This window comes from Pseudomonas sivasensis (assembly GCF_013778505.1).
Classification (GTDB): domain Bacteria; phylum Pseudomonadota; class Gammaproteobacteria; order Pseudomonadales; family Pseudomonadaceae; genus Aquipseudomonas; species Aquipseudomonas sivasensis.
In genome coordinates this window covers 171,594-196,818 of record NZ_JAAOWU010000005.1, presented here as the reverse complement: position 1 = coordinate 196,818, position 25,225 = coordinate 171,594, and the positions used below count along the sequence as shown (strand labels likewise).

General features: G+C 60.9%; 17 protein-coding genes. 11 read left to right on the top strand and 6 right to left on the bottom strand.

What is annotated here, in order from left to right; translation table 11 throughout:
* Window positions 1–241: 241 nt before the first annotated feature.
* Together G9Q84_RS11695 and G9Q84_RS11690 are read left to right on the top strand one after the other, a co-directional pair.
* The gene (locus tag G9Q84_RS11695; RefSeq protein WP_032889570.1) at window positions 242–1,621 is read left to right on the top strand and encodes an iron-containing redox enzyme family protein; all 1,380 of its coding nucleotides are present in this window, start codon (window positions 242–244) and stop codon (window positions 1,619–1,621) included.
* Between the two features lie 11 nt (window positions 1,622–1,632).
* Entirely contained in the window at window positions 1,633–2,577 is a 945-nt protein-coding gene (locus tag G9Q84_RS11690) for a methyltransferase (RefSeq protein ID WP_181643354.1), read from the top strand.
* Between the two features lie 113 nt (window positions 2,578–2,690).
* Here G9Q84_RS11690 and G9Q84_RS11685 read toward each other — a convergent pair whose 3' ends face one another.
* Entirely contained in the window at window positions 2,691–3,122 is a 432-nt protein-coding gene (locus G9Q84_RS11685) for a hypothetical protein (protein WP_032889566.1), read from the bottom strand.
* Window positions 3,123–4,456: 1,334 nt separating this feature from the next.
* Here G9Q84_RS11685 and lexA point away from each other — a divergent pair.
* The 6 genes from lexA (at window position 4,457) to uvrA (ending at window position 14,495) form a co-directional block, all read left to right on the top strand.
* Window positions 4,457–5,074, top strand: a complete 618-nt coding sequence (gene lexA, locus G9Q84_RS11680) for a transcriptional repressor LexA (protein WP_122756565.1) — start codon at window positions 4,457–4,459, stop codon at window positions 5,072–5,074.
* Window positions 5,074–5,688, top strand: a complete 615-nt coding sequence (gene imuA / locus G9Q84_RS11675; RefSeq protein WP_095184532.1) for a translesion DNA synthesis-associated protein ImuA — start codon at window positions 5,074–5,076, stop codon at window positions 5,686–5,688. The genes lexA and imuA overlap by 1 nt, the downstream gene beginning before the upstream one ends.
* Before the next feature lie 7 nt (window positions 5,689–5,695).
* On the top strand, window positions 5,696–7,108 hold the full coding sequence (locus G9Q84_RS11670; protein ID WP_095184533.1) for a Y-family DNA polymerase: 1,413 nt from the start codon (window positions 5,696–5,698) through the stop codon (window positions 7,106–7,108).
* Complete coding sequence (locus tag G9Q84_RS11665; protein ID WP_206199178.1) at window positions 7,084–10,176, top strand: error-prone DNA polymerase; 3,093 nt, start codon at window positions 7,084–7,086, stop codon at window positions 10,174–10,176. The genes G9Q84_RS11670 and G9Q84_RS11665 overlap by 25 nt, the downstream gene beginning before the upstream one ends.
* A gap of 90 nt (window positions 10,177–10,266) precedes the next feature.
* Window positions 10,267–11,967 carry an ATP-binding protein gene (locus G9Q84_RS11660; protein WP_122756562.1) on the top strand — a complete coding sequence of 567 codons (1,701 nt, stop codon included), beginning with the start codon at window positions 10,267–10,269 and terminating at the stop codon, window positions 11,965–11,967.
* Between the two features lie 8 nt (window positions 11,968–11,975).
* Window positions 11,976–14,495: an excinuclease ABC subunit UvrA gene (gene uvrA / locus G9Q84_RS11655; RefSeq protein WP_181643353.1), complete on the top strand. Its 2,520-nt coding sequence runs from the start codon at window positions 11,976–11,978 to the stop codon at window positions 14,493–14,495.
* Between the two features lie 114 nt (window positions 14,496–14,609).
* Here the strand turns inward: uvrA and tkt are convergent, their stop codons facing one another.
* Window positions 14,610–16,664 carry a transketolase gene (gene tkt, locus G9Q84_RS11650; protein WP_181643352.1) on the bottom strand — a complete coding sequence of 685 codons (2,055 nt, stop codon included), beginning with the start codon at window positions 16,662–16,664 and terminating at the stop codon, window positions 14,610–14,612.
* A 175-nt stretch (window positions 16,665–16,839) separates the two neighbouring features.
* On the opposite strand from tkt, the gene G9Q84_RS11645 reads away from it, so the two are divergent.
* Window positions 16,840–17,067: an HP1242/YdcH family protein gene (locus tag G9Q84_RS11645; protein ID WP_032886572.1), complete on the top strand. Its 228-nt coding sequence runs from the start codon at window positions 16,840–16,842 to the stop codon at window positions 17,065–17,067.
* A gap of 46 nt (window positions 17,068–17,113) precedes the next feature.
* Here the strand turns inward: G9Q84_RS11645 and G9Q84_RS11640 are convergent, their stop codons facing one another.
* Window positions 17,114–18,082, bottom strand: a complete 969-nt coding sequence (locus G9Q84_RS11640) for an EamA family transporter (protein ID WP_181643351.1) — start codon at window positions 18,080–18,082, stop codon at window positions 17,114–17,116.
* Between the two features lie 347 nt (window positions 18,083–18,429).
* Window positions 18,430–19,806 carry a 2-oxoadipate dioxygenase/decarboxylase HglS gene (gene hglS, locus G9Q84_RS11635; protein WP_181643350.1) on the bottom strand — a complete coding sequence of 459 codons (1,377 nt, stop codon included), beginning with the start codon at window positions 19,804–19,806 and terminating at the stop codon, window positions 18,430–18,432.
* Between the two features lie 199 nt (window positions 19,807–20,005).
* Here hglS and G9Q84_RS11630 point away from each other — a divergent pair, with 199 nt between their 5' ends.
* The gene (locus tag G9Q84_RS11630; RefSeq protein WP_181643349.1) at window positions 20,006–22,633 is read left to right on the top strand and encodes an MGH1-like glycoside hydrolase domain-containing protein; all 2,628 of its coding nucleotides are present in this window, start codon (window positions 20,006–20,008) and stop codon (window positions 22,631–22,633) included.
* Window positions 22,634–22,725: 92 nt separating this feature from the next.
* Here G9Q84_RS11630 and G9Q84_RS11625 read toward each other — a convergent pair whose 3' ends face one another.
* Window positions 22,726–23,040, bottom strand: a complete 315-nt coding sequence (locus G9Q84_RS11625; protein ID WP_032886566.1) for an SCP2 sterol-binding domain-containing protein — start codon at window positions 23,038–23,040, stop codon at window positions 22,726–22,728.
* 56 nt (window positions 23,041–23,096) lie between these two features.
* On the bottom strand, window positions 23,097–23,807 hold the full coding sequence (locus G9Q84_RS11620; RefSeq protein WP_181643348.1) for a histidine phosphatase family protein: 711 nt from the start codon (window positions 23,805–23,807) through the stop codon (window positions 23,097–23,099).
* Between the two features lie 207 nt (window positions 23,808–24,014).
* On the opposite strand from G9Q84_RS11620, the gene sohB reads away from it, so the two are divergent.
* Window positions 24,015–25,040 carry a protease SohB gene (gene sohB / locus G9Q84_RS11615; RefSeq protein WP_181643347.1) on the top strand — a complete coding sequence of 342 codons (1,026 nt, stop codon included), beginning with the start codon at window positions 24,015–24,017 and terminating at the stop codon, window positions 25,038–25,040.
* The last annotated feature ends 185 nt before the right edge of the window (window positions 25,041–25,225 follow it).

The window sequence follows — 25,225 nt, the reverse complement described above, 5'->3', positions numbered from 1 at the left end:
CGCGGCCCAACGGGGGCGGCTCCCTCGCCACATCTATCAGTGCCTCTCGGCGCCATTCGAACCGAACTCCATGGCGGTCAGAACAACTGACCATCGCCGCTGATCCGTACCTTGCCAACCCTGATTGAATTTTCCGCATACCCGCAGGTTCTGCATTTTAGAAGCGTGTGGTTTTCAGCGCTCTTGCGGGGCCTCCTTGTCGGGAGGCCTGGTTGTATCGGACTTTGCGGAAACTGCCATCATGACGCTACTTACAGCGCTGTCGGGCCAACCGGCCTCTATCACCCACCCGGTTCACGGCCAGTATCGCGGGGTTTACCAGCAGCTCTATCGCGAAGCTCCGGGCGCTGAAGAGGCTGCGCGGGCGTTTCTGCAAGGGCAATTGAGCCAGGTGCGCGAGGCGTCGTCCGAGCTGCCGCCATTGCCTGAAGAATTGTCGGCCTGGATCGAGCAGCGGTGTGCCGATGTCGCCCAGGCCTACGCCGGGTACTTGGAACAACGCCAGCAAGGCCATCCAAGGCGCTACTTCCAGAACAAAGCTCAGGCGTTGTATTTCCTGCAACGCGTGGCGCCGACCAAACAGGTCGACGGCGCCTGGCTCAACGGTTTGCTGCGCTATTGGCAGGATCCGCGGTTCGACGGCCTGCTCACCACTTACCTGGAAGAATTGGGCGACGGCGAAGCGGCGCAGAACCATGTGCTGATCTACCGCAAATTGCTCAGCGACCACGACGCCGACAGCGACGCCGGCCTCGACGACGCCCACTACCAGCAGGGTGCTCTGCAGCTGGCGCTGGGACTGTGTGCCGAAGCGTTTTTGCCGGAAATCATCGGCTACAACCTCGGCTATGAGCAGCTACCGCTGCACCTGCTGATCACCGCCTACGAATTGAGCGAGCTGGGGATTGACCCGTATTACTTCACTCTCCACGTCACCATCGACAACGCCAGCAGTGGCCATGCGTGCAAGGCGGCGCAGTCGGTGCTCAGCCTGCTGCCGCTGGGGGAGGGCCGTGCGGAGTTCTACCGGCGCGTTGCCGAGGGTTATCGCCTTAACGATCTTGGCCCTGGCACGCTGGCGGTGATCGACGCGTTTGATCTGCACGACGAGGTGGTCGCCATGCTCGAACGCAAGCGCACCTTCGGCCAGCACATGCATTCGGACTACTGCCGCTTCGAGGGCAAGACTGTCAACCAGTGGCTGGCCCAGCCGGGCCAGGCCGGCGCGTTTCTCAAGGCGATGGAAGACAAGGGCTGGATCAAGCGCCACCAGGACCCGGCCGACAGCCGCTTCTGGCAATTGATCGAGGGGGCTGGCGCTGCGATGTTCGGTGTGTTCAGCGGCTATGAGAAACAGGTGCTGCATGACTGGATCGCCGGCGACTGGATCAGCGGCGAGCGCATCGCGCCCGTACGGCCGGGGCGCGGCAGCCGGACTTCCCGCGAGCACCATCGCCCGGCCGACCCGGATATTCAGGCGCTGGTGGATTCGTTGTGGAATTTGCCCGATGAGCAGCAGCTCACCGCACTGTTGCCCTGGCTCTCGGCACGCCGCCACTGCACGCCTGCCGGGTTGTATGCGACTCGCCGATTTATCCAACTGCGCGCACGTCTGCGCTAAGGAATTCACCCATGTCTGCGCAACAACTCGCTGATCGCGCCCTGCTGAACCTGGGCCGGGGCTTGAAGGAAAACGGCTACCGTTTCATCACGCCGACGCCGTTGACCCATGAACGGTTTTACCAGCGTCTGGGGACGCCGCTGGCGGTGGACCTGCGTGACGTGTTCGGCTGGTCCATGCCGTTTGATCACGGGCTGTTACCTGATGCCTTTCGCGAAGAATTGCAGCAAGCCGATGTAGTCGAGCAGCACGATTCGCTGTGGCGCAGCACGGTGCGGTGGTCGAGCCTGAGTGATCTGTTGTTCGCCCATTCGGCGTATCCCACCACACAGGCGGATGCGGTGTTTTTCGGGCCGGACAGTTACCGTTTCGCGCAACTGATCGAGGCTCATCTGCAGCAGCGTTTCGAGCCGATTAAGCGCGCGGTGGATATCGGCTGCGGCGCAGGTGTGGGCGCGCTGATGATCGCCCGTGCGCGGCCCGACGCCGAAGTGTTGGCGGTGGATATCAATCCGCGCGCCTTGCGCCTCACGGCGGTGAATGCCGAGTTGGCGGGGCTGGTCAACGTCAGCGCGTACCACAGTGATGTGCTGGGCAGCGTCCAAAGCGAGTTCGATTTGATCGTCGCCAACCCACCCTATATGAACGACGACCGCGAACGCGCCTATCGGCATGGCGGCGGGGCGCTGGGTGAGGAACTGTCGGTGCGTATTGTCGGCGAGTCCCTCCCACGCCTGGCCTTGGGCGGCAGTCTGGTGCTGTACACCGGGGTGGCGATCGTCGCCGGGGAAGACCCTTTCCTGAAGGCGGTCATGCCTTTATTGGGCAGCGATGCAGTGGGCTGGACCTATCGCGAACTTGACCCGGATGTGTTCGGCGAAGAACTCGACAAACCGGGGTATGAGCGCGTGGAGCGTATCGCCGTGGTCGCGCTCACCGTTACGCGCTTGTTCTGACGCCGCCCAAGCCAGTGTCGCCGACACGCACGCCTGTCTGCGGTAGGTGGTGGACCGCCTTCTGGCCCAGCGTCGGGGTGACTGCTGATCAGCTGCCGCCCCGAGCTGAAAGGTCAGGCGGCCGCTTGCGGTTGCAGATGGAGCTCGCCGTCGACTTCCTTGACCAAGCCGCTGGCGAGGAACAATGGGGCCAAGCGCTTGTGCAGCTGTGGCTCGACAAATTCCTTGACCGTATCCAGTGCCAACACGCCACTGAGCGGCAACTCGGCCTTGGAGTACGACAACCATGCCTTCTTCAGCGCCATCAGTACATCACTGCCCGCTGTGGAGGCAAAGCGGCGTTGGGTCGGTTTACTGTCGAAGTTGAAAGTGTGCTGGAACTCATAGCCGCTTTCATCGCCACCGCTGGCACTGCAGCGGATGCAGGTGCACGGGCCGTCACCGAAGGCGCTGCGCAGGTAGGCGTTGAAGTCCACCACGGGCTTGAGTGACAGACGCTTATCCACTTCGAACAGGTCCCCAGTCATTTTTTCGTCAGTGTTCAACGTGCATTTCCTCGCGGGTCGGTGGCCGTTTTTCAAAGCGCGGCACAATAGCAGCCGGGCGAAGTGTGGAACAGCATTTCCACGCAGAGCGGGCTGGTGCCAGGCATGTTGCGTGGGTTGATCACCGAAACTTGCTGGGAGGGGGGCGATGAGTATGGGTCTCTACACAACTCCCAGAAGCTGAAACAACTCCCAGAGCCTTACATAAATCCCAGAGGCTGACACAACTCCCTGAGCCTCACATAATTCCTAGAGGCTGACACATGACCCTGTGGTGAGCGGGCTTGCCCCGCGTTGGGCTGCGCAGCAGCCCCAAAACCAGACGCTGGGTTCTAACAGAAAAATCCCAACTTTTGCTGGCTGAGTACATATCCGTTGCTGCGGTAACGGCCGCCTAGGGTTCTGCTCTTACAGCAGGTCTTTTTTGTAAAGGCCGGCATGCCAGCCCAGCCAAAAGTAACCAAAAGGCCTTCGCCCCACCACTCGGCACCTCGCCTAGGCTCGGTGTGCCCGTAATCCGACATTGATTTGGGGGGCCGCCGCCACGCGCCGTCCATGGCGCAGGGCCGCTAAACCGGCATCCCTGCCGGTTTACCCCCCAAATCAATGTCGAATTCCGGCCATCGTGGTTGACGGGGCGATTTCAGATCAAAAGCAAGGCCGCGGCGGCCTTAGAGCCGACCGGGTTCTCAGCTCCAACTCCGTCCAAATGTGGGAGGGGGCTTGCTCCCGATGAGGGTGTTTCAGTTGATGCGGCTGTGACTGACCCACTGCTATCGGGAGCAAGCCCCCTCCCACAGTTTGATCTCCATAGATCAGATAGATAGGTCCTAGCCTGCTGTCCTGCTGTCCTGCTGTCCTGCTGTCCTGCTGTCCTGCTTTTGCTCTGCTTTTGCTCTGCTTTAGCTCTGCTTTAGCTCTGCTTTAGATTTGGCTCTTACATCCTTTTCGCTGACGAAGTCAGCGGTCTTTTGATCTGCGCTTTTGATCTTGATCTCAGGCGCCCCGTCAAACACGCTGGCCGAACGCAGGCTTGAATCCGTGGGTAACCCGGCAGGACGCCGGGTTAGCCGCGCTGGGCCATGGATGGCCCATCGCGGCGGCCCACGGATTCAAGTCGGAGTGCGGGCACACCGAGCCTAGGCGAGGTGCCGAGTGTTGGGGCGAAGGCCTTTTGCTTACTTTTGGCTGGGCCGGCATTCCGGCCTTTCCAAAAGTGAGCCGCTGTAAGAGCGGAACCATAAGTAGCCGTTACCTAACCAACGGATATGTACTCAACTCAACCCCCCCCCCCGACTACCGGCTCTTGTAAGAAATTTCCCATAAGAGTACAAATGTACTCCATGACGACCCTGACTCCCCGCCGCACCGCCATCCTGACCTTCATCCGCGACCGTATCGCGCAACAAGGCCAGCCCCCCAGCCTCGCCGAGATTGCCGAGGCGTTCGGCTTTGCCTCCCGCAGCGTCGCGCGCAAACACGTGGTGGCCCTGACCGAAGCCGGCTTCATTGAGGTCAATCCCAACCAGGCTCGCGGCATTCGCGTGCTCAACCAACCCATGCGTCCGGAGTGGCTGGACGTGCCCGTGCTCGGCCGAGTCGCCGCCGGCCTGCCCATCGGTGCTGACGCCGAAGTGCACAGTCGCCTGCAACTCGACCCAAGCACCTTCGCGAAAACCCCCGACTACCTGCTGCGGGTGCAGGGCGATTCGATGATCGAAGACGGCATCCTTGACGGCGATCTGGTAGGCGTACGCCGCAGTGCCGAGGCCTTGAACGGGCAGATCGTGGTGGCGCGCCTGGATGGCGAAGTCACCATCAAGCGTTTCGAACGCAGTGGCGACCGCGTGCGCCTGCTGCCGCGCAACCCCGCGTATCAACCTATTGTGGTGGGCCCTGATCAGGACCTGGCCATCGAAGGGGTGTTCTGCGGCCTGGTGAGGCAAGGCTGATGGGCGCCGTCGTTGCCCTGGACGCGCTATTCAATGGCGGCCGCGTCTGGAAAGGCCGGCCGGCCGCGCCTCCCGCCAGTGTGCACCCCACCGGGCTGGCCGCGCTGGATGCGGTGCTGCCCAGCGGCGGCTGGCCTGAATCGGCTTTGAGTGAAATCCTCATGGCCAAGGAGGGCATCGGCGAACTGCAACTGGTGCTGCCCACCCTGGCGCGCCTGTCAAAGGCGGGGGAGCGCATTGTGTTGGTGGCGCCGCCGTATACGCCGTATCCCCATGCCTGGCAGAACGCCGGGGTGGATGTACGCCAGCTTTCAGTGATCCAGGCCGAGGAACGTGATGCGCTGTGGGCCGTGGAGCAGTGCCTGCGCTCCGGCAGTTGCGGCGCGGTGCTGTGCTGGCCGCGCAAGGCCGATGACCGGGCGCTGCGGCGCTTGCAGGTGGCAGCAGAAACCGGCCAGACCCTGGCGTTTGCCTGGCGCGCCTTGAGTGAGGGGGTCAATTCATCGCCTGCTGCCCTGCGTTTGGCGGTCGATGCGAAACCCGCCCAAGTACGGGTGATCAAGTGCCGTGGCGGTTTGGCCCATCCGGCGCCGATTGCGTTGGCGGGGCACTGAGGTTGCCATGCGCTGGGTGTGTATTGTCTTCCCGCAATTGGCGCTGGACGGGGTGCAGCGTGTGCACCCCGAGCCCGACCAACCCCTCGCGCTGCTGGCCGGTACGCCACAGCGGCGCGTACTGCAAACCGTCAACGACGCCGCCCGCGCCTTGGGCCTGCGTCCAGGCCTTTCACTGACGGCGGCCCATGCCCTGGCCAAGACTTTTGCCAGCGCCGAATACGACCCCGTGGAAATCGAACGCTGGCAGCAGTTCCTGGCGGCCTGGGCCTATCGCTTCAGTTCCCAGGTCAGTGTGCATTACCCGCGTGCGTTGCTGTTTGAGATCGAATCGAGCCTGGGCCTGTTCGGTCCCTGGCCGCAGTTCGAAGCGCGCTTGCGCAAAGAATTGACCGAGCTGGGCTTTCGTCACCGCATCGTCGCCGCGCCCAACCCGGCGGCGGCGCGGGTGCTGGCCAATATTTACGACGGTCTGGCCATCGACGATGAGGCATTGATGCAGGCCCTCGCACCACTGCCCATCGACCGCGCCGGCCTTGAGCCTCAGGCCGCTACCGCCTTGTCGCGCATGGGCCTGCGCACCCTGTCCCAGGTGCAGGCCTTGCCCCGGCACACCCTGGCACGGCGCTTTGATGCCGGCCTGCTCAAGCACCTGGATGCCTTGACCGGGCAACGCCCGCTGGCCCTTGGGTTTTACCAGCCGCCGGACCAGTTCGATGTGCGCATCGAATTGAATTTCGACGTGCAGTCCCACCAGGCGCTGCTGTTTCCATTGCGGCGCTTGACCGCTGATTTATCCGCCTTTCTCTGCGGACGCGACAGTGGCGTGCAGCGTTTTGACCTGCACCTGGAGCACGCCCAGTTACCCGACAGTGTGATCAAGGTTGGCCTGCTCAGCGCCGAGCGCGAGCCGGCGATGCTGTTCGAACTGGCCCGTGGGCGCCTGGAGCAAGTGCAAGTCACCGCGCCGGTGCGCGGTTTTCGCCTGGTGGCCCAGGACTTGCCGGTGTTTGTGCCGCAGCGCCAGGACCTGTTCGACGACCGCCCGCAACAGACCCTGCCCTGGGAGCAATTGCGCGAACGCCTGCGCGCGCGCCTTGGGGATGAGGCGGTACAAGGCTTGCGTTTTCATGCCGACCATCGCCCCGAGTGCGCTTGGCAAGCAACGGCCGACAGTCGCACATGCCCGACCTTGAACAAGGTGCAACGCCCCGGTTGGCTGCTCAGGGAACCCACCTTGCTGACCGAGCAAGGTGTGCAGATTCTGATGGGCCCGGAACGTATCGAATCCGGCTGGTGGGACGGCGCCGATATCCGCCGTGACTATTACCTGATCCAGACCCGCGCCGGTCAGCAAGGCTGGGCCTACCGCAGCGTGGGGCAGGGCGATGGTTTGTGGCTGCAAGGCTGGTTTGCATGAACTACGCCGAGCTGCATTGCCTGTCCAATTTCAGTTTTCAGCGCGGCGCGTCCACCGCGCTGGAGTTGTTCGAGCGCGCCAAGCGTCAGGGCTACAGCGCCTTGGCGATCACTGATGAATGCACGTTGTCAGGCATCGTGCGTGCGTGGCAAGCGGCGAAGGCGGTGGAGTTACCGCTGATTATCGGCAGCGAAGTGCGCATCGAAAACGGCCCGAAACTGGTGCTGCTGGTAGAAAACCTCAGCGGTTACCAGCACCTGTGCCGCCTGATCACCCTGGCCAGGCGGCGTGCGGAAAAAGGCAGTTATCGCCTGCTGCACGAAGACTTCGACGCACCGCTCAACGGCCTGTTGGCGCTATGGGTCGCCGACGACAGCGACACCCAGGCCTCGATCCAATGGCTGCGCCGCACGTTTGCCGAGCGCCTGTGGCTGGCGGTGCACCTGCATTGCGGCCAAGACGATGCGCGGCATCTGGAGCAGCGCCTGCACCTGGCCGCCAACCTGAATATCCCGGCGGTGGCCTGTGGTGATGTGCACATGCACGCACGCGGTCGACGCGCCCTGCAAGACACCATGACCGCCATCCGCCATCACGTCCCGGTGGCCGAAGCCGGCACGCGCCTGCACCCCAATGGCGAGCGGCATCTGCGCGGCCTTGATGCCCTGGGCACGCTGTACCCCCAAGCCTTGCTCGATGAAACCCTGGTCATCGCCCGCCGTTGCACCTTCGACCTCGGCCAGTTGCGTTATCACTACCCGCGCGAATTGGTGCCCGAGGGGCATGACGCCGAATCCTGGCTGCGCGCCGTCACCGAAGAAGGCATCGCCCTGCGTTGGCCTCACGGAATCGACGCCAAGACCATGCAGCAGATCAATCACGAACTGACATTGATCAGCAAACTGGGTTACGAAAGTTATTTCCTCACCGTGCACGATATTGTGCGCTTCGCCCGCAGCCGTTCGATCCTGTGCCAGGGCCGCGGGTCGGCGGCCAACTCGGCGGTGTGTTTTGCCTTGGGCATTACCGAGATCAACCCGAGCCTTACGAATATGCTGTTTGAGCGCTTCCTGTCAGAGGAGCGCAACGAGCCACCGGATATCGACGTGGACTTCGAGCACGAACGCCGCGAAGAAGTGCTGCAGTACGTTTTCCAGCGCTACGGCCGCACCCGCGCGGCGCTGACGGCGGTGGTCAGCAGCTACCACGCCGCCGGTGCGGTGCGCGATGTGGCCAAGGCCCTTGGGTTGCCGCCGGACCAGATCAACGCCCTGGCCGACTGCTGCGGGCGCTGGAGTGATGATGCGCCTCCGCTGGAACGCCTGCGTGAAGGCGGCTTCGACCCGGACAGCCCGATCCTGCGCCGTGTGCTCACGCTCACCCAGCAACTGATCGGTTTTCCCCGGCACCTGTCCCAACATCCCGGCGGTTTCGTGATTTCCGAATACCCGCTGGACACTCTGGTGCCGGTGGAAAACGCGGCCATGGCCGAGCGCACCATTATCCAATGGGACAAGGACGATCTGGATGCCGTGGGCCTGCTCAAGGTGGATATCCTCGCCTTGGGCATGCTCAGTGCGATTCGCCGCTGTTTCGATTTGCTGCGCCGCCACCGCAACCTCGACCTGGCCCTGGCGACGATCCCCAAGGAAGACCCGGCCACCTACGCGATGATCAGCAAGGCCGACACCATTGGCGTATTCCAGATCGAGTCGCGGGCGCAGATGTCGATGCTGCCCCGGCTCAAGCCGCAGACGTTTTATGACCTTGTGATCGAGGTCGCTATTGTGCGACCCGGTCCGATCCAGGGAGGGATGGTGCATCCGTATTTGCGACGACGTAACAAGGAAGAAAAAACCACCTACCCGTCACCGGAACTTGAAAGCGTATTGAAGCGCACCCTGGGCATTCCGCTGTTCCAGGAGCAAGTGATGCAGATCGCCATGGTCGCCGCCGACTACAGCCCTGGCGAGGCCGACCAGTTGCGCCGTTCCATGGCCGCGTGGAAACGTCACGGCGGCCTGGAACCCCATCAGGACCGCTTGCGCACCGGCATGCTGAAAAACGGCTACACCGAGGAATTTGCCGCGCAGATTTTCGAGCAGATCAAGGGCTTTGGCAGCTATGGCTTTCCTGAGTCCCATGCGGCCAGTTTCGCCTTGCTGACTTACGCCAGTTGCTGGCTCAAATGCCACGAGCCGGCGGCCTTCGCCTGCGCGTTGATCAACAGCTGGCCTATGGGTTTCTACAGCCCGGACCAGATACTGCAGGACGCACGGCGCCATCGCTTGCAGATTCGCCCGGTGGATGTGCAGGCCAGCGACTGGGATTGCAGCCTGGAACCCATTGACGGTCAGCAACCGGCGATCCGTATGGGCTTGCGCATGATCGCGGGGTTTCGTGAAGAGGATGGTCGGCGCATCGAGGCCGCCCGCCCTGGCACAGGTTTCAGCGACATTGCTGATCTGGACCAGCGCGCCGGTCTGGACGCCCGTGCCCAGGCGTTGCTGGCCGACGCCGGCGCCCTGCGTGCCCTGGCTGGAAACCGGCACCAAGCCCGCTGGGACGTGGCGGGGGTGCACAAACAATTGGGGCTGTTCGCCGGGCTGCCCAGCCCCGACGAAGCCGTGGTCGCTTTACCCGCACCGACGGTCGGCGAGGACTTGCAGGCTGATTACGCCACCGTCGGCACCACTCTCGGCCCGCACCCGCTGGCGTTGTTGCGCGATGAGCTGCGCAAGCGGCGTTGTCGCAGCTCCCGCGAGCTGATGGCGGTGGAGCATGGGCGTAATGTGAGTGTCGCGGGGTTGGTCACGGGGCGGCAACGTCCGGGCACGGCCAGCGGTGTGACCTTTGTCACCTTGGAAGATGAGTTCGGCAATCTCAATGTGGTGGTTTGGCGCGACCTGGCCGAACGTCAGCGCCAGGCGCTGGTGGGGTCGCGCTTGCTCAAGGTAGACGGGCGCTGGGAGGCGGTCGGCGAGGTGCGCCATCTGATCGCCGGGCGGCTCACCGACCTCACGCCGTTGCTGGAAGGCATGTCTGTGCGCAGCCGGGATTTCCACTGAGGTGACCCCAAATTAATACCAGATGAAACCATCTGCTCCGTGTAAGCTCCAAAAATGGCGACTGTCTTCTCTTTTGCACTGAGCCGAACGATGCAATTTTTATCTAACCCCCACGGCTGTGAAGGTTGGGCCGGTGAAATGGCCCAGCGCATTCGCGCTTTCGATTGGTCGACCACGGACCTCGGTCCCATTAACCAGTGGTCCACCAGCCTGGCCTGTAACGTGCAGATGATGCTCGCATCGCCGATGCCGATGGTGATGTTGTGGGGGCGGGCCGGGTACATGATTTACAACGACAGTTACTCGGTCTTTGCCGGCGGCCGCCACCCGTCTTTGCTGGGGGCTCCGGTGGAGTTGGGTTGGCCGGAGGTGGCGGATTTCAATCGCCATGTGGTGGACACCTGTCTGGCCGGCGGCACTCTGTCCTTCAACAACAAAGACCTGGTGCTGCTGCGCAATGGCCAGCCGGAAACCGTGTGGCTGGATTTGTATTACAGCCCCGTCGCCGGCGACAACCAGCAACCGGCCGGCGTGTTGGCGATTGTGGTCGATACCACCGAACTGGTGAAGTCCGAACAGGTGCGCCAGGAACTCACCCATAACCTCGAACAACGGGTGGCCGCTGAAGTGCAGGCGCGCTCCAGTGCCGAGGACCAATTGCGCCAATCGCAAAAACTCGAAGCCATCGGCGGCCTCACCGGCGGCGTGGCCCACGACTTCAATAACCTGTTGCAAGTGATCGCCGGCAATCTGCACTTGCTGGCCCGCCATGAGCCAGACAATGCCCAGGTGCAGCGCCGCGTCAACGCGGCCATCGCGGCAGTGGAGCGCGGGGCCAAGCTGTCGGCGCAACTGCTGGCCTTTGCCCGCCGCCAGCCGTTGTCGCCGGCGGTGTACAACCCGCAACGCATCTATGCCGGCCTTGGCGAACTGTTGCAGCGCGCACTGGGAGAAACCATTCATATCGATGTGCAGTTGCCCCAGGATTCCTGGAGCATCAACGTCGACCGTAACCAGTTGGAAAATGCGTTGCTCAACCTGGCGATCAATGCCCGCGACGCCATGAAAGGTGAGGGGGTGATCCGCATCAGCGGCGAAAACATCATCCTTAACCCCGGCGATTGCATCGGCAAAAGCGTCAGTCCCGGAGAATATGTGCGCCTGGCGGTCACCGACACCGGGGTGGGCATGCCACCTGGGATCCAGGCCAGGGTGTTCGAACCGTTCTTCACCACCAAGCGCGACGGTCACGGTACCGGCCTGGGCTTGAGCATGGTGTTCGGCTTTGTGCGTCAAAGTGGCGGGCATGTCGAGGTCAGCAGCGAAGAAGGCCAGGGCACCGTGGTGCAGTTGTACTTCCCGCGCAGCCTGGGCGAGGAGTGCCTTGAAGCGTCAGACGAGCCCGTTGCGTCCGTAGGCGGCCAGGAAACGATCCTGGTGGTCGAAGACAATGAAGGCGTGCGCCTGACGGTGGTGGACGTGCTCGAACAGTCGGGCTACACCGTGATCACCGCCGAGGACGGCGACCAGGCCATGTCGAAGCTTAAAGCTGGCCTGCAACCCGAGTTGATTTTTACCGACGTGGTCATGCCCGGCCGCCTTAAAAGCACCGACCTGGCCGCCTGGGCCCGTGCACAAACCCCGCCCGTGCCGGTGCTGTTCACTTCCGGTCACACCCGCGACATCCTCTCCAGCAACCACCTGCTGAGCCCCGACATTCATCTGCTGAGCAAGCCCTACAGCCCCGAAGCCCTGACGCTACGGGTGCGCAGCGTGCTCACCGCACGATAAGGTTGACCATGACTTCACAGCGCAACATCCCTGCGATCACTGCCCAACGCCCAGGCTTTGTCAGGGTGCGCGGCGCCCGCGAGCACAACCTGCAAAACGTCGACGTGGATATTCCCCGGGATGCCCTGGTGGTGTTTACCGGCGTGTCGGGTTCGGGCAAGTCGTCCCTGGCGTTTTCCACGGTGTATGCCGAGGCCCAGCGGCGCTACTTCGAATCGGTGGCGCCTTACGCGCGGCGCCTGATCGACCAGGTTGGCGTGCCCGACGTGGACAGCATCGAAGGCCTGCCGCCCGCCGTGGCCCTGCAACAGCAGCGTGGCACGCCCAGCGCGCGATCTTCGGTGGGCAGCGTCACCACGTTATCGAGCCTGATCCGCATGCTCTATTCCCGCGCCGGCAGCTACCCTGCGGGGCAAGCGATGCTGTATGCCGAGGACTTTTCGCCGAACCTGCCCCAGGGTGCGTGCCCGCAATGTCATGGCCTGGGCCGCGTGTATGAAGTGACCGAGGCGCTGATGGTGCCCGACCCTTCGCTGAGCATTCGCCAGCGCGCGGTGGCCTCCTGGCCGTTGGCGTGGCAGGGCCAGAACCTGCGCGACATTCTGGTGACCTTGGGCTATGACGTGGATATCCCATGGCGCGACCTGCCGAAAAAGCAGCGCGACTGGATCCTGTTCACCGAAGAAACCCCCACTGTGCCGGTGTATGCCGGTTTCACCCCGGAGCAAACCCGCGAGGCGTTGAAGCGCAAGCTGGAGCCTAGTTACCAGGGCACGTTCAGCGGCGCGCGGCGCTACATCCTGCACACCTTCAGCCACACCCAAAGCGCGCTGATGAAAAAGCGCGTGTCGCAGTTCATGCAGGGCAGCGCCTGCCCGCTGTGTGAAGGCAAGCGGCTGACCAAGGCGGCGCTCTCGGTGAAGTTTGCCGGTGTGGATATTGGCGAGTTGTCGCAGCTGTCGTTGTCGCAGCTGGCCGAACTGCTGCGGCCGGTGGCGGCGGGGCAGGACACGATGAAGCTCTCGGTGGAGAAGCGCCTGGCTGCGCAGCGTATCGCCCAGGACTTGCTGGAGCGGGTCAGCACCTTGATCGAATTGGGCCTGGGTTATCTGTCCCTGGAGCGCAGCACACCGACCTTGTCGTCCGGGGAGTTGCAACGTTTACGCTTGGCCACGCAATTGGGCTCGCAATTGTTTGGAGTGATCTATGTGCTGGATGAGCCTTCGGCGGGCTTGCATCCGGCGGATGGCGAGGCGTTGTTCACCGCGCTTGAGCGCTTGAAGGCCGCCGGTAATTCGTTGTTTGTGGTGGAGCACGATTTGGAAACCATGCGCCGCGCCGACTGGTTGATCGACGTCGGCCCGGCAGCTGGCGAGCATGGCGGGCAAGTGCTGTACAGCGGGCCACCTGCTGGGTTGGCTGACGTAGAGGCGTCGCAGACCCGTGAGTATTTGTTCGCCGAGCGGCGTACATCAAATCCCTCTCGCCGCGAACCCAGTGGTTGGTTGAAGTTGGAGGGCGTGACGCGCAATAACCTCAATGGTCTGAACGTGGATTTTCCCTTGGGCTGCTTCACCTCGGTGACCGGCATTTCCGGCTCGGGCAAGTCCAGCCTGGTCAGCCAGGCGCTGCTGGAATTGGTGGGCAGTGGCCTTGGGCGTGTGGTGGAGAACGACGAAGAGCCGAGCCTGGAAGATGACACGCCGCAAACCAGTGGCGGGCGCATCAGCGCCGGGCTGGAACAGATCCGACGCCTGGTGCAGGTGGATCAGAAACCCATCGGCCGTACGCCACGTTCCAACCTGGCGACCTACACCGGACTGTTCGACAACGTGCGCAAACTGTTCGCCGCCACGCCCGCGGCAAAGAAGCGCCATTACGATGCGGGCCAGTTCTCCTTCAACGTCGCCAAAGGCCGTTGCCCGAACTGCGAGGGCGAAGGCTTTGTCAGCGTCGAGTTGTTGTTTATGCCGAGTGTGTACGCACCCTGTCCGACCTGCCACGGCGCGCGCTACAACCCCGAGACCTTGGCGATCAAATGGCAAGGCTTGAGCATCGCTCAGGTGCTCGGGATGACCGTCGAGCAGGCAGTCGAGGTCTTTGCCGAGCAGCCAGGGGTACTGCGCTCGTTGCAGGTGCTGCGGGATATCGGCCTGGGTTATCTGCGACTGGGTCAACCGGCTACCGAACTGTCCGGGGGTGAAGCGCAGCGGATCAAATTGGCCACCGAGCTGCAACGCAATGCCCGTGGGTCGACCTTGTATGTGTTGGATGAGCCAACGACCGGGCTGCATCCACGGGATGTGGATCGCCTGCTCAGCCAGCTCAATCACTTGGTGGATGCAGGGCACACGGTGGTGGTGGTCGAGCATGAAATGCGTGTGGTGGCCCAGAGTGACTGGGTGATCGATATCGGTCCGGGGGCAGGGGATTTGGGCGGGCAAGTGGTGGCCAGCGGTACGCCGCAAAAAGTTGCCAAGAGCAAGAAAAGCCGGACTGCGCCATTCCTGGCCCGAGCGTTGATCTAACAGTTAAACAGGTCCACATGTGGGAGGGGGCTTGCCCCCGATAGCGGTGGGTCAGTCACCCCATCAAGTGCCTGACAGATAGCTATCGGGGGCAAGCCCCCTCCCACAGAGTGATCAGTGTCTGGTCAGTTGGATTTGTGCCTTGGCCTGTTTCACCACATGCTCCACCGTAAACCCAAACTTCTCCTGCAACTTCGCCAACGGCGCCGAAGCCCCGAAGCTGCTCATCACCACCTTGGCGCCGGTTTGCCCGACATAGCGGTCCCACCCCAAAGGCCCGGCCTGTTCCACCACCACACGTGCCGTCACCGCTGGCGGCAACACACTGTCGCGATAGGCCTGGTCCTGTTCTTCAAACAACTCCCAGCTCGGCATCGAGACGACTTGTGCGGCAATCCCTTCGCCCTTGAGCTGTTCATAGGCCGCCACCGCCAGGCTGACTTCGCTGCCGGTACCGATCAAAATTACCTGGGGTTTATCCGCCCCCGCCAACACATAAGCGCCTTTGGCTGCACCGGTCGCCGCTGCGTATTGCGTGCGATCCAGAGTCGGCAGCGACTGGCGTGACAGCACCACACAGCTCGGCCGATGGGTTTGCGCCAGCGCAACTTTCCACAGCTCCAGGGTTTCGTTGGCGTCGCCAGGGCGAAGGGTCAGTAACCCTGGGGTGGCGCGCAACTGCGTCAGGTGCTCAATGGGCTGGTGCGTCGGCCCATCTTCACCCACGCCGATGGAGTCGTGGGTAAACACGAACACCACCGGCAACTCCATGATCGCCGCCAGGCGGATCGGCGGTTTCATGTAGTCGCTGAATACCAGGAAGGTCGAGGTGTACGGCCGCAAATACGACAGCGCCATCCCATTGGCGATGGCGCCCATGGCGTGTTCGCGAATACCGAAATGCAGGTTGCGCCCGCTGTAGTCATCGGCGCTGAAGCGCCCGGCACCGTCGAAGGTGAGGTTGGTTTTGGTCGAGGGCGACAAGTCCGCCGAGCCGCCGAGCAGCCAGGGGATTTGCTGGGCGAAGGCATTCAGCACCTCGCCACCCGCCGCGCGGCTGGCGACGCCCTTGGCATCGGCGGCAAAGTCGGGCAGGTCAGCCTGCCAGTGCTCGGGCATCTCCCCGGCGCGCATCCGCCGTAGTTCATCGGCCAATTGAGGGTCGAGACGGGCCAGGGTCTGGTTCCATTGCTGGTAGAGCGGTTCGGCGCGGGCGTGCAGGGCGTCGCGCAAGAGCGTGCGCGCCTCATCGGGCACCAGGAAGCTGGAATCCTGCGGCCAACCATACGCAGCTTTGGTCAGGCGGATTTCGTCATCACCCAACGGCTCGCCATGGGCGGCGGCGGTGTTGTGCTTGTGGGGCGAACCGTAGCCGATCACGCTGTCGACCACGATCAGCGTCGGCGCGCCGGTATTCGCCTGGAAGGTCTCCAGGGCTGCGCTCAGTGCCTGCAAGTCGTTGGCATCGGTGACGTGCAAGGTGTGCCAGCCATAGGCCTGGAAACGCTTGATCACGTCTTCGCTGAAGGCAAGCTCAGTGTGGCCTTCGATACTGATGGTGTTGTTGTCGTAGATCCAGCACAGGTTATCCAGCTTCAAATGGCCGGCCATCGACGCCGCTTCGCTGCTGATGCCCTCCATCATGTCGCCGTCGCCACACAGGGTGTAGACGTTGTAATCGAACAGCACCTGGCCGTCATGGTTAAAGCGCTCGGCCAGCCAACGCTCGGCCATCGCCATGCCCACGCTGTTGGCACAGCCCTGGCCAAGGGGGCCTGTGGTGGTTTCCACGCCTGTGGTCATGCGGTATTCCGGATGCCCCGGCGTCTTGGAGTCGGCCTGACGGAATTGCTTGATATCGTCCAGGCTGATCGCCGGGTGCCCGGTGCGCTTGCCATGGGCATCAATTTCTTTCACACCGGCCAAGTGCAGCAGCGAATACAACAGCATGGATGCATGCCCCACTGACAACACAAATCGGTCACGGTTGGGCCAGTCGGGATGCTCGGGGTGATAGCGCAGAAACCGGCTCCACAGCGTGTATCCCACCGGCGCCAGGCCCATGGGCGTGCCCGGATGGCCGGAGTTGGCCTTCTGCACGGCGTCCATCGCCAGGGTGCGCAGGGTGTTGATGCATAGGGTGTCGACAGTGGTTGCGGCGTTAGTCATGAAACCGGTCTCCCTCAAGTGACGATCTACTGTGGAGGGCCGGGCGCCGCGAAGGTTTGATCCCATTGCCGTTGCCGCGACGAACGGGGACGTATTGACTTCAAACATGACAAGACCCTTTGCAATGGTCTAGCTTCAAGGGCGTAGGCCATTGATCAACTTGCGGAGGTACGTCATGCCAGTGAAACACGACCTGTATCAGGATTTGGGTTTGAGCAAGGAAGTCGTTCACGAACGCAGGGCGAGCGATAAACGGCTGGACTCGCTGCTCACCCAATACGACGCTGCCGACGGCGAGGTGCTCCGGGCGGAATCAGAAAAGGCCGACGACACGGTGGTGGAGGTGTTGAAGAAGAAACGCCTGCTGATCAAGGACGAAATCGCAGGGCGCCTCGACGCCTGAAACGCGGCAAGGTTTGTTCAGATTTGACTGAGGGACATCGTGGGAATCACTCCTTATGATGCGCCCCGTCCGCCCGGCTCTGGGGACGTTTTGCGGCGCACGGATTGTGCTGTTGAGCTGGGTGGACTCCTTCAGAATCGATTGAGAATTGTGCCAAATTTGAAGTGGCGGCGATTTTCATGTCGTAAGCAAGGACGGCGATTAACATACCCGCCGTCATGAAAATAAGTGTTAACGATAGAGTCGATATTTTTTGTTCGTTGAAAAGCACGCCAATAGTTAGTAGGGCGATAGGTAGGGTGAACTGTATAAGTCCGGTAAGGGCCAAGGGCATTTTTCCTGTGGCGAAAGAAAACATTAGCAAAGGTATGATAGAGATTAATCCTGCGAGCCAGATTAGCCCGCTTGATCGGTCGGAAAGTTCGCCAGGTAAAATGATGGGTAAGTCGAATAGCCAGATGACGAGCGCTAAACCGGCGGTCAGGAAAGTAGTTTCTAGGAATAAGCCATTCACAGCGTCTACTGGGGTTGCTTTTTTTAGGTATGTGTACGAGCCCCAAGTGGTAGCGATTAATAAATAAATCCAGTGATTTAAGGTATTGCTAAAGGCGATGAGCAATACAATTGCGATGAATGAAATTGAGATTGCCAGAATTTTCGTGTGCGTGATTCGCTCTCTGTAAATTGAAATGCCTAATACAATGGCGATAAACGGGGCTAGCAGATATCCCAAGCCGCTTTCCAAGACATTGCCGTTAATTGAGGCGCTTATAAAAGTCAGCCAGTTGACGGCGACAAGCAAAGATGCAGCGCAGTGAATGAGGATTGATCGCGGTGTCAGGTTTTTTATTTGATTGACTTTTCGGGGTGTGAATATAAAAAATGAAAGCGCGGCTGTAGATAATATGATCCTGTAGGTGAGTACTGTTAATGGCGGAATCTCTTCAAGTGCTTTCCAATAAAGGGACGATGCCGCCAAGATTAAGTTTGCGGAACCAGAAATAAGTATTGCCATGCAGAGCGCTGCTCGAGAGGGTTGTAGTGGTCGCATGACTTTTATTCTGGTCGATGAGGGAAATCAATGTTTCCCGCCTGGGATGAATGAAGAAAGCTATTCCATTGTCAATAATCTTTGTAGGTAAAACACAGCGCTAGTTGACGTTGTCTTGACCTTCTCTGTTCGACACGATTGCTGTTGTTAGTCAGCGTCGTACCGAATTGAATTTATTGCAAACTGCGAACTTCCTAAAATAATGTAGGGGGTTTCCGCTACCGGTAGTTTGTAAGGGCGTGAAAGACCCCTCTGCGCCCGTGACTATCGCGGCGCAAGGATGTGCTATTGGGCCGGGTGGACGCTGTCTTTCAAGCCAGCAGCGCTTCAGTGCACGCATCGATCGAACGCTGTTGGGTCTCGCTGTACAGCTGCAATTCATCGATGGTCTTGCGCCCCAAAGCCTTTTCGAATTCCGCCTGGTTTGAATTGGCGGCGTAATGACTCTGTGCCGCATCCCCCAAATTCGACTGGAAAATCCCCGCCGCACTCACCGGCAGAAAATCCTCATACACCAACGGCTCTACATCCACATGACCGGCGGCGATCAGTGCTTGCAATGTGCGTGGTTGATCGGCTTGGCCGCGTGCCGCCAGGCCTTGTTCCGTGGCGAAGTAGCGGAAGTACGCCAGGCCTTGTTCGCGCATCTGCCCGTGGTTGTCGGGGAAGGCCTGGAAGTGTTGTTCCATCAAGTGCATGTAGCGCGCGGCGTTGGATTCGTTGGGGAACGCGCCCAGTTCGTCGCGGGCGGCGTTCAGCAGTTGGTCGTAGAGGGCGCGGCCTTTGGGCGTGAGGGCGACGCCACGCTGTTCGATTTCACCGAAGCGGGCGCTGTGGCTGCCTTGGGCGTCGGTGAAGGCGATGGCTTCGTCGAGGGCCTTGAAGCTGGTCTGGCGCAGCAGGATCGGGCACTGGCGGCGCGGTGGGCCTTCGATCACGGCCTTGGGGGTTATGCCCTTGGCGGGCATGGCGGTCTGTACCTGATCAATGTCCAGGGTGCGCGGGGTGAGGTGGTTGATGTGCGGCCCCTTGAAGGCCACCACATCGGCGATCAGGCGGTGCTGGTCACTGAGTTGCTGGTACTGCGCGGCGGTAACGGTGGCGGTGTGGTGCCAGCGGAAGGTTTCCAGGGCCTGGCGGATGAATTCGGCGGCCTCGTCGGCGTTGAGGCCGCCGTTTGTTTCCGCTTTTGCGATAAGCGCCAGGGCGCCGGGGGTGAAGATCGAGCGCTTTGCCAATGCAGTTTCGGCGAAGGCGCGAAGTTCGGCATTCTCGATCAATTCCAGGCGCAGCAGGGAGGTGAACACCCGAAACGGGCTGGCTTGCAGCGCGTGTTCATGCACCGCGCGAAATGCTGTGGAATGCACCGGCACGCCGGCTGGCGTGAGGTCGTAGTAGCCCACGGGCTGCATGCCCATCACCGCAAACAGGCGGCTGATTGTGGCCAATTCCGCTGCTGTGCCCAAGCGAATGGCGCCGTGGCGTTCCATGTCCAGACGCTGGATTTCGCCGGTGCGTTGCAGCTGTTGCGCCAGGCTCGGTTCGCTGTCGAGCACGCGGCTATTGGTCTCGGCCACCAACTCCATCAGCGCGCCATACAGGGGAACTTCATCTCGGTACATATCGGACATGGCCTTGGAAAACCCCTTGCGGATCTCGTCTGGGCTGACATGTGCGGTACTGGGCATAGAAAAATTCCTGATGACGGTGGAGAGGGTGATGGTCTTTTACTGGATTTTGTTGGGCCCCAGGTGCGCTTGCAAACGAAGATTCCTCTGGACTTCATTCTGCAAATGAATGAACGGCATTCTCTGCCAAGTCTTCATGTGCACGCGGGTGTGGATGGGTTCTACACTGCTCCTCACCTTGTCGGCGATGGAGGACCCAATGACGGCCACGCCCGTAACGCAAACGATTGAAGGCCAACGCCTGGCCACTGAAGACGCCGAGCGCTGGCGCGAATGGGGCCCGTACCTGAGTGAACGCCAATGGGGCACCGTGCGTGAAGACTACAGCGCCGATGGCGATGCCTGGCGCTACTTTCCCCATGAACACGCGCGCAGCCGCGCCTACCGTTGGGGTGAGGACGGCCTGGCCGGTTTCAGCGACAAGGCGCAACGCTGGTGCCTCGGGCTGGCGCTGTGGAACGAGCGCGATGCGATCCTCAAGGAGCGGTTGTTCGGTCTCAACAACGCCGAGGGCAACCATGGCGAGGACGTCAAGGAACTGTACTTTTTCGTCGATGGCGTACCGAGTCATGCCTACATGCGCATGCTCTACAAATACCCCCATGCCGCCTTTCCCTATGTTGACCTGATCACCGAGAACGCCCGTCGCGGGCTGGGTGATGCCGAGTATGAAATCCTCGATACCGGCGTGTTTGAGGACAACCGCTATTGCGATGTCAGCGTCGAGTACGCCAAGCAGCAGCCTGACGATATTTTCATGCGAGTCACGGTGCATAACCGCTCGGAGCAGCCGACGCGTTTGCAGGTAATGCCTCAACTGTGGGCGCGTAACGACTGGAGCTGGACCTTTGATGCGCCCAAGCCGCAGTTGCGGCTGGACGGCGAGCAGGTGTTGGCCCGTCATCATGAATTGCCGGATCGTTATCTGAGTGCCTGGGGCCAGGATGGCTTGGAATGGTTGTTCTGCGAAAACGAAAGCAATGTCGTCAAGCTGGACGGGCAGCTGGCACCGGGCCCGTTCAAGGATGGCATCAACGATTACGTGGTTAGTGGCGCTCAATCGGCGATTCGCCGGGACACCGGTACCAAGGTTGCAGCGCGGTTCATCCTTGAACTGGCAGGGCAGGAAAGCAAAACTTTGTACCTGCGCTTTGCCCCCGTGGATGCGCCCGCGGCCAACGCCCGTAAGTTGTTCGAGCAACGTCGTCAGGAAGCCGATGACTTCTATGCGGCCCTGCAACAGGGCATTGGCGATGCGGACGCTCGCAATGTGCAGCGCCAAGCCCTGGCTGGCTTGTTGTGGTCCAAGCAGCTCTACTATTTCGACGTGAACCAATGGCTCGATGGTGACCCAGCCCAGCCCGCGCCGCCGACTGAGCGCCTGCATATCCGCAATACCCATTGGCGGCACTTGTCCAACTTCGACATCCTTTCCATGCCCGACACCTGGGAATACCCGTGGTATGCCTCGTGGGACCAGGGCTTTCAGGCAGTGGCGATGGCGCTGATCGATCCGGGTTACGCCAAGCAACAGTTGCTGCTGCTGGTGAAGGATCGCTTCATGCATCCCAACGGCCAACTGCCGGCTTATGAATGGCGCTTCGATGATGCGAACCCGCCGGTGCATGCCTGGGCCAGTTGGCGGGTGTACCAGCAGGACAAGGCGTTGACCGGTGTAGGCGACATGGATTTTCTAGAGCGGATTTTCCATAAGCTGCTGCTGAATTTTTCCTGGTGGGTCAACCGCAAGGACGCCGAGGGCCGCAACCTGTTCCAGGGCGGTTTTCTCGGGCTGGATAACATTGCGTTGTTTGACCGTTCGGCGGCATTGCCGCCGGGGTATCAGTTGGACCAGGCCGACGGCACCGCTTGGGTTGCCGCGTATGCCCTGGACCTGATGCGCATCGCCCTGGAACTGGCCAGGCGCAATGCCGTGTACGTGGATATTGCGGTGAAGTTTTTCGAACATTTCCTGTATATCGCCGGTGCCATTAACCGGGTCGATGACAGTGCCGAAGGTTTGTGGGATGAGCAGGACCTGTTCTTCTACGACGTGCTGCACAGCCCCGATGGGCAGAACGAGCCGGTACGTTTGCGCTCCATCGTCGGCCTGATGCCGTTGTTCGCCGTGCTGGTGCTGGAGCAGCGCGAGCATGAAGGCCTGGAGGGTTTGCGCGAACGGTTGCTGGGCTTTATGAAACACCGGCCGGACTTGGCTAAATTGGTCTCACGCTGGAACGAGCCGGGGCAGGGCAATCGCTTGTTGCTGGCGTTGTTGCGGGGCGAACGCACAAAGGACCTGCTTCGGCGCATGTTGGAGGACAGTGAGTTCCTCTCTGCGTTTGGCGTGCGCTCGCTGTCCAAAGCCTTCGCCGAGCAGCCCCTGGCGCTGAAGATGAACGGCGACACCCTCAGCGCGCGTTACCAGCCTGGCGAGTCCGACTCACGATTGTATGGCGGCAACTCGAATTGGCGGGGGCCCGTGTGGATGCCTGTCAATTACATGCTGATTGAATCGCTGCGTGAATTTCATCGGTACTACGCGGATAACTTCTCGGTGGAGTACCCAACGGGCAGCGGGTATCTGTCATCCCTGGAGGAAGTGGCTGAAGGCCTCAGTCAGCGGCTGACCGGGCTGTTTCTAAGGGATGACAATGGATGTAGGCCATCGATGGCGGGGTATTCGCAGTTGGAAGCGGACCCGCTCAGCCGTGATCTGGTGTTGTTCCATGAGTATTTTCACGGGGAAACCGGGCGCGGGTTGGGGGCGTCCCATCAGACGGGGTGGAGTGCGTTGGTGGCGTTGCTGCTGCAACCGAAGGTGTGAGCTGCGGCCTCGGACCTTGATTGATCCCAGGTTAGTTGGCAAAAAAAATCCCGCCTGGAGAGGCGGGATCGAGATGCAAGCTTGCCTGTGAATCAGGAAGGGAACAGCTCACTCAGTTTCATCGCCAGCATCATGTCGCCTTCAGTGCGCAGTTTGCCGCCCATGAAGGCCTGCATGCCGTCAGTCGAACCGTCGACGATGCCTTCCAGGGTCGCGCTGTCCATGACCAGGGTCACTTGTGCGTCCGGGTTTTCACCTTCATGCAGTTCGCAGGTTTTGTCTTTGACGACCAGGGAAAAGTTCTTGGTGTCATCGATACGGAAACCGAATACCAGGTCCAAGCCGTCGGCAGCGCTTGGGTTGAATTTGGCTTTCATTGCTTCTACAGCTTTGGCTACGTCAGTCATGGTTTCGATCCTTTTGGGTGGAGTCCAGTGACCTTGGGGTCACGGTTGGCCGCACTTCATCGGAAGGTGATGAGTTGCGGCGCCTTCAACAGTTGCAAGTGGCTATGACTGTTGAAGGAAGCCAGTGCCACCTCGCGACCGCGGAATTTCAGCTGGTTGAGCGAGGTGTTAACAATTTGCCAGTTCAGTTCGAAAGCCTGTGTAGCAGGCATTCGGGTAATCAGGTGGAGCAGGGCAGTGATGGTGCCGCCGGAGGTGAACACGGCGATTTTCTGTGTGTTGTCTGCGGCATCGAGAATGCGTTGCAAGCCACCCTGAACGCGCTCGACAAACCCCAGCCAGCTTTCCAGTCCCGCTGTGTCATAAGTGCCGGCCAGCCAGCGTTCAATGATCAGGGCGAAGATGCGTTGGAATTCGCTGCGGTTCTGCGCGGCATTGCGCAGGATGTCCAGGGCGTCTGGTTCGGTGGTGAGGAGGTCGGGGAGCAGGGCGCGGATGATAGCTTCAGCATCGAATTCGTTGAAGGCGCTGTCGGTTTCCAAGACCGGAACCGGCAGGCCAAGGGCGCGGTATTGATCGAAGGCAGCCGTGGCGGTGTGCTGCTGGCGGCGCAGGTCGCCGGCCACGCAGCGGTCGAACACGATGCCCATGTCCGCCAGGTGGCGACCGAGCACTTGTGCCTGCTCCACACCAACGGGCGACAGGACGTCATAGTCGTCTGCACCGAAGGAGGCCTGGCCATGTCGAATCAGATAGATGCTGCCCACGTCCGTTTTCCCGGTACGTTGAAAGTCTGGCGAGGTTATGGGGATGCCAGGGAGCTGTCAATGAAAAAACATACGCTTGTTTTAAAAGCTCCTTAGAGGCCTTGGCTGCCGACGGTTTGATCACTGGCCCGAATGCGGTGCCATCGGTATGCTTGGGCAATCCGCGCCTGGCGCACTGCTCTTGTAAATGCACTTGTAAGGAGTCACATGGATTTTTTGGCCGAATATGCCAGCTTCCTGGCGAAGACTGTCACCCTGGTGGTCGCTATTCTGGTGGTACTGATCAGCTTCGCCGCACTGCGCAGTAAAGGTCGTCGCAAATCCGCCGGCCAACTGCAGGTCAGCAAGCTCAATGATTTCTACAAGGGCCTGCGCGAGCGCCTGGAGTCGAGCCTGCTCGACAAGGACCAGCTCAAAGCCCTACGCAAGTCCGAAAGCAAAACTGAAAAGAAGAACAGTAAGAAAAAACCCGAGGCCAAGCCACGGGTGTTCGTGCTGGATTTCGACGGTGACATCAAGGCCTCGGCGACCGAGAGCCTGCGCCATGAAATCACCGCACTGCTGAGCTTGGCCACGCCCAAGGACGAAGTGGTGCTGCGTCTGGAAAGTGGTGGCGGCATGGTGCACAGCTACGGCTTGGCCTCGTCACAATTGGCGCGTATCCGCCAGGCGGGCGTGCCATTGACCGTGTGCATCGACAAGGTCGCGGCCAGCGGCGGTTACATGATGGCGTGCATCGGCGAGAAGATCATCAGCGCGCCGTTTGCCATCCTGGGCTCCATCGGCGTAGTGGCGCAGTTGCCCAACGTCAATCGCCTGCTCAAAAAACACGATATCGACTTTGAAGTGCTGACCGCGGGCGAATACAAACACACCCTCACCGTGTTTGGCGAAAACACCGAAAAGGGCCGCGAGAAGTTTCAGGAAGACCTGGATATCACTCATCAACTGTTCAAGAACTTCGTGTCGCGGTATCGCCCGCAGTTGGCGATTGATGACGTGGCCACGGGTGAAGTGTGGCTCGGCGTTGCAGCCCTCGACAAACAATTGGTCGACGAGCTGCAAACCAGCGACGAATACCTGGCCATCAAGGCCAAGACCGCCGAGGTGTTCCACCTGCACTATGCCGAGCGCAAAAGCCTGCAAGAGCGCGTGGGCCTGGCGGCCAGCGGTTCGGTGGACCGGGTGCTGCTGACCTGGTGGAGCCGGTTGACCCAGCAGCGGTTTTGGTAACCCCACCTTCAGAATGCATGGGGTCCCCTGTGGGAGGGAGCAAGCCACCTCCCACAGGGGTATGGGTTTCAAAGACAGGTTTTGTAATAGTTTTGCGTTGTGGGAAACTTGCTTTTCGCCTGTAAGATTCAAGTCCTTTTGTTATTTCAGGATTTGCATGAACACCCTCTCGGAGCCCCCCAGTC

Bases quoted from the DNA above. Each gene is read 5' to 3' on its own strand.
- G9Q84_RS11690 (WP_181643354.1), top strand. From the start codon at position 1,633: ATGTCTGCGCAACAACTCGCTGATCGCGCCCTGCTGAACCTGGGCCGG.
- G9Q84_RS11670 (WP_095184533.1), top strand. From the start codon at position 5,696: ATGCGCTGGGTGTGTATTGTCTTCCCGCAATTGGCGCTGGACGGGGTG.
- imuA (WP_095184532.1), top strand. From the start codon at position 5,074: ATGGGCGCCGTCGTTGCCCTGGACGCGCTATTCAATGGCGGCCGCGTC.
- lexA (WP_122756565.1), top strand. From the start codon at position 4,457: ATGTACTCCATGACGACCCTGACTCCCCGCCGCACCGCCATCCTGACC.
- sohB (WP_181643347.1), top strand. From the start codon at position 24,015: ATGGATTTTTTGGCCGAATATGCCAGCTTCCTGGCGAAGACTGTCACC.
- G9Q84_RS11645 (WP_032886572.1), top strand. From the start codon at position 16,840: ATGCCAGTGAAACACGACCTGTATCAGGATTTGGGTTTGAGCAAGGAA.
- uvrA (WP_181643353.1), top strand. From the start codon at position 11,976: ATGACTTCACAGCGCAACATCCCTGCGATCACTGCCCAACGCCCAGGC.
- hglS (WP_181643350.1), bottom strand. From the start codon at position 19,806: ATGCCCAGTACCGCACATGTCAGCCCAGACGAGATCCGCAAGGGGTTT.
- G9Q84_RS11695 (WP_032889570.1), top strand. From the start codon at position 242: ATGACGCTACTTACAGCGCTGTCGGGCCAACCGGCCTCTATCACCCAC.
- tkt (WP_181643352.1), bottom strand. From the start codon at position 16,664: ATGACTAACGCCGCAACCACTGTCGACACCCTATGCATCAACACCCTG.
- G9Q84_RS11640 (WP_181643351.1), bottom strand. From the start codon at position 18,082: ATGGCAATACTTATTTCTGGTTCCGCAAACTTAATCTTGGCGGCATCG.
- G9Q84_RS11660 (WP_122756562.1), top strand. From the start codon at position 10,267: ATGCAATTTTTATCTAACCCCCACGGCTGTGAAGGTTGGGCCGGTGAA.
- G9Q84_RS11630 (WP_181643349.1), top strand. From the start codon at position 20,006: ATGACGGCCACGCCCGTAACGCAAACGATTGAAGGCCAACGCCTGGCC.
- G9Q84_RS11625 (WP_032886566.1), bottom strand. From the start codon at position 23,040: ATGACTGACGTAGCCAAAGCTGTAGAAGCAATGAAAGCCAAATTCAAC.